10 protein-coding genes are annotated in these 13276 nt (G+C 72.3%); 5 read left to right on the forward strand and 5 right to left on the reverse strand.

Translation table 11 applies throughout. From position 1 onward, the window contains the following. The 3 genes from VQ03_RS13125 to VQ03_RS13135 all read right to left on the reverse strand — a co-directional run. On the reverse strand, positions 1-1674 hold a 1674-nt coding region (locus tag VQ03_RS13125; protein ID WP_048451333.1), incomplete at its 3' end, for a gamma-glutamyltransferase family protein. A 257-nt stretch (positions 1675-1931) separates the two neighbouring features. Beyond that, positions 1932-2249 (reverse strand): BrnA antitoxin family protein, encoded by a 318-nt coding sequence (locus tag VQ03_RS13130; protein ID WP_048451334.1) that lies wholly within the window; start codon positions 2247-2249, stop codon positions 1932-1934. After that, positions 2209-2481 (reverse strand): BrnT family toxin, encoded by a 273-nt coding sequence (locus VQ03_RS13135; protein ID WP_048451335.1) that lies wholly within the window; start codon positions 2479-2481, stop codon positions 2209-2211. Before VQ03_RS13135 ends, VQ03_RS13130 begins: the two co-directional genes overlap by 41 nt. A gap of 370 nt (positions 2482-2851) precedes the next feature. On the opposite strand from VQ03_RS13135, the gene VQ03_RS13140 reads away from it, so the two are divergent. From VQ03_RS13140 to VQ03_RS13155, 4 genes are all read left to right on the forward strand, one after another. Then, positions 2852-4672 carry an ABC-F family ATP-binding cassette domain-containing protein gene (locus VQ03_RS13140; protein ID WP_048451336.1) on the forward strand — a complete coding sequence of 607 codons (1821 nt, stop codon included), beginning with the start codon at positions 2852-2854 and terminating at the stop codon, positions 4670-4672. Between the two features lie 499 nt (positions 4673-5171). Continuing rightward, positions 5172-6806 carry a porin gene (locus VQ03_RS13145; RefSeq protein WP_048451337.1) on the forward strand — a complete coding sequence of 545 codons (1635 nt, stop codon included), beginning with the start codon at positions 5172-5174 and terminating at the stop codon, positions 6804-6806. 182 nt (positions 6807-6988) lie between these two features. After that, positions 6989-8860 (forward strand): OmpA family protein, encoded by a 1872-nt coding sequence (locus VQ03_RS13150; protein WP_048451338.1) that lies wholly within the window; start codon positions 6989-6991, stop codon positions 8858-8860. 8 nt (positions 8861-8868) lie between these two features. Beyond that, positions 8869-9156: a hypothetical protein gene (locus VQ03_RS13155; protein WP_048451339.1), complete on the forward strand. Its 288-nt coding sequence runs from the start codon at positions 8869-8871 to the stop codon at positions 9154-9156. A gap of 67 nt (positions 9157-9223) precedes the next feature. Here the strand turns inward: VQ03_RS13155 and VQ03_RS35170 are convergent, their stop codons facing one another. Further along, entirely contained in the window at positions 9224-10588 is a 1365-nt protein-coding gene (locus tag VQ03_RS35170) for an OmpA family protein (protein ID WP_342586461.1), read from the reverse strand. A gap of 854 nt (positions 10589-11442) precedes the next feature. After that, positions 11443-12471, reverse strand: coding sequence for a DUF2865 domain-containing protein (locus VQ03_RS13165; RefSeq protein WP_048451340.1), 1029 nt, complete (start codon positions 12469-12471; stop codon positions 11443-11445). A gap of 180 nt (positions 12472-12651) precedes the next feature. Here VQ03_RS13165 and VQ03_RS13170 point away from each other — a divergent pair, with 180 nt between their 5' ends. Continuing rightward, positions 12652-13167: a CreA family protein gene (locus VQ03_RS13170; RefSeq protein ID WP_048451341.1), complete on the forward strand. Its 516-nt coding sequence runs from the start codon at positions 12652-12654 to the stop codon at positions 13165-13167. Positions 13168-13276: the final 109 nt, after the last annotated feature.

Genomic DNA, 13276 nt, shown 5'->3' on the forward strand with positions numbered 1-13276 from the left:
CCGTCCTCGTTCTGGCCGCGCGGTGCGCGGCCAGAACGAGGACGGGAAGTGCTCGGTGTGCCAGGCCGGCGCATCGATCGCCGCCTGCAGGTTCATGCCCGCATGGACGTGGCGCAGGAAGAATTGCGGGATCCACTGGTCCTGCTGGTCGCCGCCCGGCGAGCCCCAGGCGAGGTAGGGTGCGCCGTCGCGAAGCGCCATCGTGGGCGAGAGCGTCGAGCGCGGCCGCTTGCCCGGGGCGAGGGCCGCCGGGTGGTTCTCGTCGAGCACGAACATCTGCGCCCGCGTGCCGAGGCAGAAGCCGAGCGACGGGATCACCGGCGAGGATTGCAGCCAGCCGCCCGACGGCGTGGCGGTGATCATGTTGCCGTGCCGGTCGATGATGTCGAAATGCACGGTGTCGCCCCGCACGATCCCCGAGCGGGCATCGTCCGGCGGCACGGTGGCGGCGATCTTGGTCGCCTCGATCTTGCCGACCGTCGGCTCGCCCGCCCCGGACGAGCCCACCGCCGTGCGCGCGCCCTCGCTCACCCGGGCGTCGAGGGCCTTGCCGAAACCGGGGATCGCGCCCGGCCGCTGCTCCAGCGAGGCGGTCTCGGACACGAGCGTGCGGCGCTCGGCGTTGTAGGAATCCGAGAGCAGGGTCTCCACCGGCACGTCCACGAAGGCGGGGTCGCCATAGAACGTGTCGCGGTCGGCGAAGGCGAGCTTGGCGCATTCGACCTGGAGATGGATGAAGTCGGGACCTGCCGGATCGAGGCGATCGAGGTCGAAGCCTTTCAGCAGGGCGAGCTGCTGCAGGGTCGCGAGCCCTTGCGTCCACGGTCCGGCCTTCAGCACGGTATAGCGGCCGTACTCGTACCCGACCGGCGCCTCGACGCTCGCCTGCCAGGCCGCCATGTCGGCCCCGGTGAGGAGGCCGCGATGCGGCGTCCCCGTCACGTCCATCACCGGCTCCCCGCGGCAGAACCCGTCGATCGCCTCGGCGACGAAACCCTGCGACCAGATCCGGCGGGCGCGCTCGATCTCCTGCTCGCGCGAGCCACCGGCGGCCTCGCGCACGATGCGGGCATAGGTCTCGGCCAGAACCGGATTGGTGAACAGCGTGCCGGGGGCGGGCACGCCGCCCTCCTTGAGATAGGTCGCCGCCGAGCTCGGCCAGTGCTCGCGAAACAACCCCTCGACGGTGGCGATGGTGGCCGAGACCCGCTCGACCAGCGGGAAGCCGTCGCGGGCGTAACCGATCGCCGCCTCCAGCACGTCGGCGAGGCGCCAGGTGCCGTGGTCGCGCAGGATCAGCATGTAGGCGTCGAAGGTGCCCGGCACGCAGGGCGCGAGGAGCCCGGTGCCCGGCACGAGGTCGAGGCCGAGATCATCGCGCAGGTGCGAGATGGTGGCGGCCTGCGGCGCCGGGCCCTGCCCGCACACCACCTGCGGCCGGCCGACCCGAACGTCGTGCAGGATCACCGGCACGTCGCCGCCCGGCCCGTTGAGGTGCGGCTCGACCACCTGGAGCACGAAGGCGGTCGCGACCCCCGCATCGAAGGCGTTGCCGCCCCGCTCCAGCACGCCCATGCCGACTGCGGTGGCGATCCAGTGCGTCGAGGCCACGACCCCGAAGGTGCCGTCGATTTCGGGGCGGGTGGTGAAGGGGTCGGGCGTGACGAAGCTCATCGGGGGTCCTCTCCGGACGGTCACGGTGCGGAACTCTCGGAGCGCCAGGGCCGCCATGCAAGGGCTTAACCCGCGGCGGCGCCGATGCAATCCGTCGAAGCCGGCCACACGGTCCGCGCCTCTTCACGGTGACGGACAGTCATGGCCAGGCTGTGTCGCTCACGCGACGCATGAGGGCTCGGAGCTTGCGATGAGGCGAGCGGCCTTGCATGGCTCCACGGCGCTTGGGTCGGTCCACGCCTGAGCGAGCCTGAAGCTTATGGCATCGTCTCGCGCAGCACTGCATTCATCCGGGTCTGCCAGCCGGGTCCGCTCGCCTTCCAGCGCTCGACGACATCGGGGTCCAGGCGCAGCGTGACCAGTTTCTTGGCGCGTGCGACGGGAGGACGCCCGCGACCGCGGCGGATCAGGGTCGCGCCCTGGTAGGTGTCGGCCGCCTCCAGATCCGCCTCGGTGAGTTCCGGCAGTTCATCGTATTCCTCGGCCGTGATGGTGTGCGCATCGACCTTGACGAAGTCGGTCGCCCCATGGGCGTCAGGGGAAAAGGCGGGCGTAGCGGGCTTGCTCGCGCTCATTGCACTTCCTCATCGTGAAGACGTGGCGGTCCTCGCCGCGCGGGGTCCATCCGATCATCACCATGCGCCCGTTGAGGTGTCCGATCGTGATGTTGCGGGGCTCGCCGTAGTCCCGCCGGGCATCAGGCCACGTGTGATGGAGCCCGGCGAACACGGCTTCGGCGGACAGGAAGTCCAGGCCCCGCTCGCTCAGGGCACGGTCGCGCTTGGGCGGGTCGAAGGTGATGGCCATCTATTTATCGTAACTACGATATTCGAGAGAGGCGGGGATGTCGAGATGCACAGCATATCTCCAGGCATGAAAACCGCTCGCGAAGGAGGGGCAGGTTGGTTGGCAATCGTGGTGTGATGGCCTGCGTCAGCGGCGAGGCTTCAGGAACCATCCGGACGCGCGTGAGGGACCCGCGGATTCGCAGGAGCCATCGATCGGGCAGTTGATAAGGGACGCCGAATCGCTCCCGGCTGTTGGGACGACGGCAAAGCGGAGGGCTTCGCCCGCCGGTTCAAGCCGTCGCCCGTGTTCCATATAGGAAGGGACGAGCATGCCCGGCCCCCCCGCTCGGGCTCGCCTTTCCGCAGGCCCTGCCGTAATCCCCCACCCCATGGCCGCTCCTCCGCTCCTCACCCTCCAGGGCATCGCGCTCACCTTCGGCGGCACGCCGCTGCTTGCCGGGGCCGACCTCTCCCTCGCTCCCGGCGACCGCACCTGCCTCGTCGGACGCAACGGCTCGGGCAAGTCGACCCTGCTCAAGGTCGCCGCCGGGCTGGTCGAGCCCGACAAGGGCGTGCGCTTCCTGCAGCCCGGCACGACCGTGCGCTACCTCGCCCAGGAGCCGGATTTCTCCGGCCACGCCACCACCCTGTCCTTCGTCGAGGCGGGGATGGGGCCGGGCGACGAGCTCTACCGGGCGCGCTACCTGCTCGAGAGCTTGGGCTTGACCGGCGAGGAGGATCCGAGCCGGCTGTCGGGGGGTGAATCGCGCCGCGCGGCCCTGGCCCAGGCGCTGGCACCCGAGCCCGACATCCTGCTCCTCGACGAGCCGACCAACCACCTCGACCTGCCGGCGATCGAGTGGCTGGAGGCCGAGCTGAAGGGCAGCCGCTCGGCCCTCGTCCTCATCAGCCACGACCGGCGCTTCCTCGAAGCCCTGTCGCGCTCGACCGTCTGGCTCGACCGCGGCACCACGCGTCGCCTCGACCAGGGGTTCTCCGCCTTCGAGGGCTGGCGCGACCAGGTGTTCGAGGAGGAGGAGCGCGAGCGCCACAAGCTCGACCGCAAGATCGCCGCGGAGGAGGATTGGCTGCGCTACGGCGTGACGGCGCGGCGCAAGCGCAACGTCAAGCGGCTCGCCGGCCTGCACGACCTGCGCCGCCAGGCCCGCGAGCATCGCGGCCCGGTCGGCACCGCCACCCTGACGGTGAGCGAGACCGAGGCTTCCGGCACCCTGGTGGTCGAGGCACGGGACGTCGCGAAATCCTACGGCGAGCGCCCGATCGTCCGCGACCTGTCCCTGCGCATCGCGAAGGGCGACCGGCTCGGCATCGTCGGGGCCAACGGCACCGGCAAGACCACGCTGGTCAACCTCCTGACCGGCCGCCTCGCGCCCGATTCGGGCGAGGTGAAGGTGGGGGCCAACGTCACCCTCAACCTCCTCGACCAGCGCCGCAGCGCGCTCGATCCCGAACGCACCGTCGCGGACGTGCTGACGGGCGGAGGCAGCGACAGCGTCCAGGTCGGGGGCCAGAGCCGGCACGTCATCGGCTACATGAAGGACTTCCTGTTCTCGCCCGAGCAGGCGCGCACGCCGGTGGGCGTGCTCTCGGGCGGCGAGCGCAACCGGCTGCTGCTGGCCCGGGCCCTGGCCGAGGCCGGCAACCTCCTGGTCCTCGACGAGCCGACCAACGACCTCGACCTCGAGACCCTCGACCTCCTCCAGGAGATGCTCGGCGACTATGCCGGCACCCTGATCCTGGTGAGCCACGACCGCGACTTCCTCGACCGCGTCGTCGACACCGTGCTGGTCTCGGAAGGGGAGGGGCGCTGGGTCGCCTATGCGGGCGGCTACAGCGACATGGTCGCCCAGCGCGGCGTCGGCGTGCAGGCGCGCGGGGTCGTGGCGCCGAAGGGGGCGGCCAAGGAGACGGCTAAGGGCGCGCCGAAGCCGGCGGCGGGCCGCCCGGCGAAGAAGCGCCTCGGCTTCAACGAGCAGCACGAGCTCAAGACACTGCCGGGCCGGATCGCGGCGCTCGAAGGCAACCGGGCCAAGCTGCGGGCCGCCCTCGACGACCCGACGCTCTATGCCCGCGACCCTGCCCGCTTCGAGGCGATCTCCCGCACCCTGGCGACGACCGAGGCCGATCTCGCGAGCGCCGAGGAGCGCTGGCTCGAACTCGAGATGATGCGCGAGGAACTGGAAGGCTGAAGCGTTTTCCGACGAAGCGGGTACCGGTTCGTCGCAGAAAATGCGGCAAAATCAAAAACCTGGAGCAGCGCCCGATGGCAACGCGATCGGGCGCTGCCCCGGGCCATCGCCTCCGATCGATTGATGCAACCTGAAAGTGAGTTAGGCTGTATCCGCCGGCCGGGCTTGCGGTTCAGGAGACGACAGCGACACGCGCGAGATCTTGAGTTCTCCCGCGCAAGGCCTCCGGATTTAGCTGACCCGCGTAAGGTTTCGTGGCGTCCGTGCAACATTACGGCGGAAAGCCGGTGACTTGGCCGTCCTGGACGCGGATGCCGGTTGATCGCCGTTAGCGCCTCGCACATGGTGCCTCTGCACCGGGCACAACCCGGTGGGGCCCGGATGACATCCCTCAGGGAGCGCCGGGTCGCAAGGGGATAAGAGTGGCGTGGTTCGGCTCCAGTAGGATCGTCGAGACACAGTCGTTCACCCCCAGGGTCTCGAAACTTTGGAGGTCTCGATGAAGCTCGTGAAGAGCCTTCTGCTGGGTTCGGCTGCCGGTCTGACCGTTGTCGCGGGAGCGCAGGCTGCTGATCTGCCGGTCAAGAAGGCAGTGCCTGTTGAGTACGTTCGTGTCTGCTCGGCCTACGGCGCCGGCTTCTTCTTCATCCCTGGCACCGATACCTGCCTGCGCGTCTCGGGCCGTGCCCGTTTCGAGGCCGGCTACTCGCAGGGCTACTCCCGGTCGAGCAACAACGGCGACCTGATGGGCTATCAGGGCCTCGGTCGTCTGAACCTCGATGCCCGCACGCAGACCGCCTACGGCACCCTGCGCGCCTTCGTGCGCTTCGACCTGTCCAGCCGCACCGGCGCCTACCTCAAGTCGGGCACCCAGGAGCGCATCGCCCGCGCCTACACGGCGCTCGGCGTCGACACGTTCAACCGCGCCCAGCAGTTCGTGAACGTCGACAAGGCCTTCATCCAGTTCGCCGGCCTCACCGCCGGTCGCGCGGCCTCGTTCTACGACTTCTACGCCCACGACTTCGAGATCATCGGCACCTCGCTGGGCTCGGACGTCTCGTCCACCAACCTGCTCGCCTACACCGCGACCTTCGGCCAGGGCTTCTCGGCGACGATCTCGGTCGAAGACCCGATCTTCCGCAAGACCCCGCTGTTCGGCACTGCCACCGCCGGCAACGCGGCGAGCCAGTTCCAGGTCTTCACGGCCGCCACCGCCAACCTGTCGCCGATCATCGCCACCACCGCCGGCGGCGTGCCGATCGGTGAGGCGTTCTACGACCTGCGCCAGACCTCGCGCATGCCCGACTTCGTCGGCGTGCTCCGCTACGACGCCGCCTGGGGTTCGGCCCAGCTCTCGGCCGCCGTGCACGAGCTGAACGCCGGCAACGCCTCGTCGGTCCTGACCTTCGGCGGCGCCCCGATCGCGGCCGGCTCGGTCGTCACCCCGCGCGTCAGCACCGAATACGGCTGGGCCGTGCAGGGCGGCGTGAAGTTCAACCTGCCGTTCATCGCTCCGGGCGACGCCCTGTACCTGCAGGGTTCGTACGGCGAGGGTGCCCAGCTCTACACCGGCTACTCCTCGTACATCGGCTCCTACACCGCCAGCGCCGGCAACACCCAGGGTGCGCCGTTCGCGACCTACTTCACCGATGCCGCCATCAACCCGGTGACCGGCAAGATGGAGCTGTCGACCAGCTGGACGGTGGTCGGTTCGTACCTGCACTACTGGACGCCCGAGTGGCGCTCGGCGATCATCGGCAGCTACGGTGAGATGAACTTCGGCAAGACCAGCCGCAACCTGCTGGGCAACCTGAACTTCAACGGCCTCGGCAACCCGATCAACAGCCCCGGCAACTTCCTGTTCAGTGCCGCCCTGCGCGACACCAGCCAGATCGTCGCCGGCGCGAGCCTGATCTGGTCGCCGGTGAAGGACCTCGATATCGGCGTCGAGGGTCTCTACAACCGCGTCGACATCAAGAACGGTCGCGCCCTCGACACCAACAAGGCTCCGGGCGCCGTCATCGCCGGCGTGAACGCCGCCGGCCTGCCGGTCGCCGCCAACGGCGCGGTGCTGCCGACCGCCAACTACGCGGACACGTTCCAGGTCCGCATGCGCGTCCAGCGCGACTTCTAAGTCGCGAAGGCGGCCCCTGCGGGGGCCGCCGGATGGACGGCCCTTCAGGGTCCCGGCTCGCGCCGGGGCCCTTTTTTCTATGGCGTTTCCTCGCGGCGCCTTGCTGATGCCGGAAACGGGCCTCACGGTACCGGCCACGCGCCCGCGCAGGGCGCGCCTCCTGTCCGCGACGAGGTCTTTCGGTGGCGATACGCTCGATCGGCTGGCTCGCCGGCCTTCCTCTCCTCGCCGGTGCCTGGATCGCCGCGACAGGCTGGGCCGAGCCGCGGCTGGAGGCCGCCCTGGTAGCACCCGCCGACGCCGTCGCCGCGAGGACCGGCCGCGACGGCGCGGAACCGTGGCTGCGGGTCGAGGCGCGGGGCCGCGATCTCGTCGCCAACGGCGAGGCGCCGATGCAGGCCGCCCTCGACGAGGCCCGCGCCGCCCTCGCCGCCATCCCCGGTCCACGCCGGATCGTCGACCGCCTCGGCCTCGTCGCCGAGGTGTCGCCCTTCACCTGGGCGGCGATCCACCGCGCGCCGGACCGCCTCGACCTCGTCGGGTATCGTCCGTCCGAGACCGGCCGTGCCGCCCTCGCCACCGCCCTGGGCGCCGGCCTTCCGGCCGATCTCACCCTGCGCGACGCGACGCGCGCCGCCCGCGGCGCCCCGGAGAACTTCTCCCAGGCCGCCCGCTTCCTCATCGCCGCGGCGCTGCACCTGAAGCCCGGCGCCAGCGCGGCGATCAGCGACCGCGTCCTCTCCCTCAGCGGCGAGGCGGCGAGCGTCGAGGCCTATGCCGCCCTCAAGGCCGACCTCGCCCAGCCGCCCGCCGGCTACACGGTCGGCGAGGTCGCGGTCGAGCCGGCCGTCGTCTCACCCTTCACCTGGTCGGCGACCCGCGGCCCCGAGGGTCTGCGCCTCGACGGCTACGCCGTCTCGGAGGCCGACCGGACGGCGATCCTGGCCGCCGCGCGGCTCGTCGCCGACGGCGCGCCGGTCACCGACGCGATGCGCACCGCCCGCGGGCTGCCCGCCGGAATCGACGCGAAGGCGCTGATCGACCGCGCCTTCGCGGCCCTGGCCCTGATGCGGGAGGGCAGCGTCGCCCTCGACGGGACGGCCCTGTCGATCCGGGGCGCCGCCATCGACATCCAGGCGGTGCGCGAGGCCGAGGCGCTGGCCGGCACCCTGCCCGCGGGCCTCTCCCGCGGCACCATCGCCCTGACGGCGAGCCCGGTCTCGCCCTATCAGGTCGCGGTCCGGCGCGGGCCCGACGCCTTCACCCTCACCGGCCACCTGCCGGATGCCGAGGCGCGCGCCGCGCTCCGGGCCGCCTTGCGGCCCTACCTCTACGGCGAGCGGGTGGTCGACCGGACCCGCCTGGCGGAGGGCGCGCCGCCCGCGCTCCTCGAAGGCCTGACGGCCGGGATCGGTGCCCTCGGCCAGCTCGCCGAGGGCGAGGTGAGCGTGCGCGACCAGAGCCTGCGCATCGCCGGGGAAGGGCTCTATCCCGAGAGCGCGCGCCGCGTCGCAGCGGAAGCCGGGCGGATCGCCCCTGCGGGCTGGCGGATCGACGTGGCGGTCGATGCCCGCGGCGGTGTCGCGGTCCGGGACCCGGCGGCCTGCCGCGAGACCTTCGCGGCGCTGGCGACCGAGCCGACCTTGCGCTTCGACCCCGGCAGCGCCGACCTGAAACCGGCCTTCTACCCCGTCCTCGACGAGGTCGCGGGCCTCGCCCGCGCCTGCCCGCAGGCCCGGATCGAGGTTGCCGGCCACGACGACCCGCCGGGCTCCGTCCCCCCGCCCGCGCCGAAGGAGGCGCCGGCTCCCAAGGAACCGGGCAAGGAACCAGGCAAGGAACCAGGCAAGGGCAAGTCCGCGGCGAAGGCCGGGAAGCCGGCCGGGAAACCCGCGGAGACGCCGACGATGCCCGATCCCGGCCTGCCGCAGCGGCGGGCCGCGGCGATCGTCGATTACCTGCTCAAGGCCGGCATCCCGGCGGGCCGGATCGCCGTCGCACCCACCGAGGCGTCCTCCGACCGCCGCGCGGTCGCCTTCGCCCTGCGCTCGTGAGACCGTCCGTGCTGCTTCTCGTCTCCGTCGCCTGGCCGGGTCTCCTCGCCGCGCTCCTGATCGGGGCCGGCACCGGCCGCTGGGCCGGCCCGCCGGCCGGCCGGGGGCCGCGCGTCGCCGCCGCCCTCGTCGTTCTCCTCGCCCTCGCCGCCGGTGCGGCGGCGCTCGCCGGCCTCGCCGCCGGCCTCCCCGCGGTGCCGGGGCGGGACGGTTTCCGGCTCGAGACCGCCGCCCTGATGCTGGCGGCCTATGTCGTGGGCTGCCTCATCGGGGCCGCGGTGCCGCGGCGGGCGTGAGAAACCGATCGAAGGGGCCGGCCGCCAGACGCGTCCGGGCCGCCCTGGAGGGCGGCCCGGCGTTTCTTCAGCGCTGCTGCTGCGCCTGTTGCTGGAGCAGCGGGGTGATGCGGCGCACGGTGACCCGGCGGTTCTCCCGCGCGGCGCCTTGCGTGTTCACCTTCAGGTACTGCTCGCCGTAGCCCTGCGTGGTCAGGTTCTCCGGCGGCACCCGGAAGTCGCGGGTCAGCACCTCGGCCACGGCTTGCGCGCGGCGATCCGACAGCGAGAGGTTGTCGACGTCGTTGCCGACCGCGTCGGTATAGCCCTCGATCAGGAAGACCTCCTGCGGGTTGCGCTGGATGGCCTGGTTGATCGCCGCCGCGATGGTGGCGAGGCGGCGGGCCTGATCGGGCGTGACCTGCCACGATCCGGTATCGAAGGTGATGGTGTCGATGTCGACGCTGCGCATCCGCGCGCGCAGGGTCGGGCTGTAGCGCACCTGGTCGAGGGTGTAGCGCCGCTCGATCGGGGCGACCGGCGGGGCGGTCAGCGCCTCGTAGATCGCACCCTCGTCGGCCTGATCCGCCTCGACCACGTAGCGGTCGCGGGGGATGCGGATGTCGGGCGGCGGCAGCACCACCACGTCCTGCTCGAACGAGCGCGGCGGCCCGGCATAGGAATTGTCGATCAGCACCACCTCGCGCCCGTCCGGCCCGCGGCGGTAGCGCCGCAGCAGCCGTCCGTCATCGTCCACCACCGTGAAGACCTGGTAGCCGCCGGGGCGGTCGATGATCGTCACCGTGTCGCGGCCGCGGCGCTCGATGCGGGCGTCGCGGTCGAGCAGGCGGAAACGCTCGGTCTCGTCGTGGCGCAGGAAGTAGCGGTCGTCGTCGCGAACGATCACGCGGCCGGGCTCGCGGATGATCAGGCGGCCGTTCTCGTTGAACTCGCGCCGGGCGCGGCGGACGTCGTCGTAGCTGCGCACGTCGATGTCGCCGCGGCGGAAGCCGCCCGGGATGGAATCCGGCGCGTCGCGTCGGTAGCCGCCGGGCAGGTCGCCGCGGTCGTCGAAGCCACGGCGGTCCGGATCGCGGCGATCGGGGTTGCGCCGGTCGAGATCGCGGTCGTCCCGCCGATCGACGTCGCGACTTGCCGGGTCGCGCCTGTCCTGATCGCGCGGGTCGCGCCGGTCGAAGCTGCGATCGTCGGACGGCGTCCCGGCGCCGCCGGGCACGAAGGGCCGGCCCGGCACGCCGGGTTGCTGATTCGGGGGCAGCGGCGCGCCGTTCGGGCCGGCTCCCGGCGCGTCCGGACGGCCGGGCCGCGGCTCGCCGGCGGGCGGACGGTTCGGCTCGGCCTGGCCGGGTCCGGCGGCTGGCGGTGTCGCGCGGCTTGGGGCGGGCGCCTGGCCGGGCGCGGGAGGCTGGCCTGGGCCGCGCTGGGTGGGCACGTCCGGTCCCCGGCGCTCCTCGCGCGGGTCGGGGCGGTCGTCGCGGCGGTCCGGCCGTGCGTCGGGCGCAGGCCGCTCGCGCGGCGGCTCGGGACGCGCGCCGGGACCGCGATCCTGAGGCGGAGCCGGCGGACGGCCGGGCTCCTCGCCGCGCGGAGTACGGGGCTCCTGCCGGTCGGGACGCTCTTGCCGATCCGGCCTTTCTTGCCGCTCGGGCCTTTCTTGCCGATCCGGGCGGCCCTGCGGCCCGCGCTCCTGAGGCTCCTGCCGCTCGCGCTGCTGCGGTTCGGGACGCTCGCGGGGCGCCGCCGGCCGCTCACGGGGTTCCTGACGTTCGCGGGGTTCTTGGCGCTCACGGGGTTCTTGGCGCTCGCGCGGCTCCTGTCTCTCCTGCCGCTCGGGCCGTGGTTCGGGGCGCTCCGGACGTTCCTGCCGGGGCTCGGGCCGGGGCGCGGGGCGCTCCTGTCGGGGTTCCGGCCGCTCCCGCGGTTCCGGACGCTCGGGCCTCTCCGCCGGGCCCCGATCGGGGCGCGGAAGGCCGCGCTCGCCGCCGGGGCCGCCGCCAGGTCCCGCGCCGCCAGGTCCCGCGCCGCCAGGACCGCCCGGGCCGCGCTCCGGTGGGCCACCGCGCTCGCCGGGGCCACCCGGCCCGCCCTGGGCCAGCCGGATCACGTCGTCGCCTCGCGCGGAGGCCGGACTCGCAAGAAGGGGCTGGAGCAGCAGCGCCGGCAGGATCGTGCCGGTCAGCAGCAGCGCGCGGGCAGAACGCATCAGCGGGAACCTCTCGTCCGTCATCGGTCCCTTCGAACCTCGCGACGGCCGGATGGTTCCCGTTGGTCAGCGGCCGGGCTGCCTCAGGGCGTGGCGACCGGGGCGCCGCCGGGGACCGGGACGGCGGCCGCCGCCTGCGGGCTCTCCGCCCTCGCGGTGAGCGGCACCGGGATCAGATTGGGGGCGATGACCCGCACCGCGGGGCGCTCCTCGGGCGTGGCCGGGCGGGGCGTCTCGGCGGCCTCGGCGGTGCCGTCCTCGACCCGCGTGGCGGCCGTGGCCGCGAGGGTCGCGGCGGCCCGGTCGGCGCGGCCGACCAGGGTCAGGCGCACCTTCGGCCGGGACATCGCCTCGGCCTGGGCCGGGGTGACGAAGATGTCGCCCTTGTGGCGCACCAGCATGCTCTCGGCCTTGACGAGAGCCTGGGCCCAGGTCTGCGTGCCCTTGCACGAGCAGTTCGGCACGAAGGCCTTCTGGAACTTGAAGGCGTTCGGCAGGGCCGAGTAGGCGCGCCGGGACTGGATCGCGGCGGCCTGGTTCAGGCCGCTATCGGTCGGCGGCATCGAGTAGGCGGCGGCCTCGGCGCCGGGGCAGAGCGCCTGGCACATCTCGTCGGCGCCCTCCCGCCCGTCGGGCAGGTTCGGCATCGGGAAATAGGCGCCGTCGCACATCCGCACGCAGATCACCTGCGACCCGCCCCGCCCGAACCCGTCGGCCGGCTTCGATTGCAGCGCCGCCTGGCTCGGCAGGCCGGTGCAGGCGTCCTTCACGGCGGCGATCAACTGCTCGCGGCGGGCATTCGAGACCTCGCGGGTGCCGGCACCGTAGCCGGCATTGAGGGCACGGATGCGCTGCTCGACCTGGGCGCATTGCGGCGGCCGCATGTCGAAGAACAGGAAGCGCCCGCCCTCGCAGCCGATCGACTGGCGATAGGCGACGAGCTGCTGGATCTCCTCGATCTGGCCGCGGTTCGATTCCCGCTGCAGGCCCGCGAGCTCGGCGCGGAAGCGCTGGCAGGCGGCCGCGTTGGGCTCGGCCAGGGCGGCTTGGCACAGGGAAACAGTCGCAAGGATGCCGGCGAGGAGCCGGGCCGTGAGGCGGAGCAGCGGCATGGCGTTCGGGGACCGGCCGGTATGCGGGGACGATCCGCCCGCTGGGGGCGGCGGACGAGAACAGGCTGCCCCGCGCGCCGATGCGCAAAGCGTGGCGGGACGGGATCGTTCTAGCCGTCCTCGCCGCCGCGCGACAGCCTCCCTACATACGTTACGCTTCTTTGCGGAAAGGTTGACGCGATGGTGTGGCGGCGGGGTCTCACGGCTCTCTGCGCGGCGGTGTGTTTCGGTCTGGCCTCGGGCGCGGCGCTCGCGCAGGAGCCGGACCGGATCTTCGACAAGTCGACGGTGTGGCGGCCGCTGACGCCCAACGACAAGCTGGTTGTCTACGGGATCGACGATCCGGACGTGCAGGGCGTCGCCTGCCACTACACCCAGCCGGAGAAGGGCGGCATCAAGGGCACGCTCGGCCTCGCCGAGGAGGTCTCCGACATCTCGCTCTCCTGTCGCCAGATCGGGCCGGTCAAGTTCAAGGGCAAGATGAAGCAGGGCGAGGTCGTGTTCAGCGAGCGCCGCTCGCTGATCTTCAAGAGCATGCAGATCGTGCGCGGCTGCGACGCCAAGCGCAACACGCTGATCTACATGGTCTATTCCGACAAGGTGGTGCAGGGTTCGCCGAAGAACTCGACCTCGACGGTGCCGCTGATGCCCTGGGGCACCGAGCCGCCGCCGAAATGCGGCGACTTCCTGGGCTGAAGGCCGTCCTCGAACGACCCTGATTCCGCCTGGGGTTCGCGCCTGCGCGGACCCCTCTTCGTCTTCCCCGCCGGGGCGCTGCGGGAATGCCGGTCCCGCCCCTGGACCC

This window comes from Methylobacterium tarhaniae (genome assembly GCF_001043955.1).
GTDB lineage: Bacteria > Pseudomonadota > Alphaproteobacteria > Rhizobiales > Beijerinckiaceae > Methylobacterium > Methylobacterium tarhaniae.

Excerpts from the sequence above, each read along its gene's own strand:
- VQ03_RS13130 (WP_048451334.1), bottom strand. The coding sequence starts at position 2,249 with ATGAGCGCGAGCAAGCCCGCTACGCCCGCCTTTTCCCCTGACGCCCAT.
- VQ03_RS13135 (WP_048451335.1), bottom strand. The coding sequence starts at position 2,481 with ATGGCCATCACCTTCGACCCGCCCAAGCGCGACCGTGCCCTGAGCGAG.
- VQ03_RS13140 (WP_048451336.1), top strand. The coding sequence starts at position 2,852 with ATGGCCGCTCCTCCGCTCCTCACCCTCCAGGGCATCGCGCTCACCTTC.
- VQ03_RS13145 (WP_048451337.1), top strand. The coding sequence starts at position 5,172 with ATGAAGCTCGTGAAGAGCCTTCTGCTGGGTTCGGCTGCCGGTCTGACC.
- VQ03_RS13165 (WP_048451340.1), bottom strand. The coding sequence starts at position 12,471 with ATGCCGCTGCTCCGCCTCACGGCCCGGCTCCTCGCCGGCATCCTTGCG.
- VQ03_RS13170 (WP_048451341.1), top strand. The coding sequence starts at position 12,652 with ATGGTGTGGCGGCGGGGTCTCACGGCTCTCTGCGCGGCGGTGTGTTTC.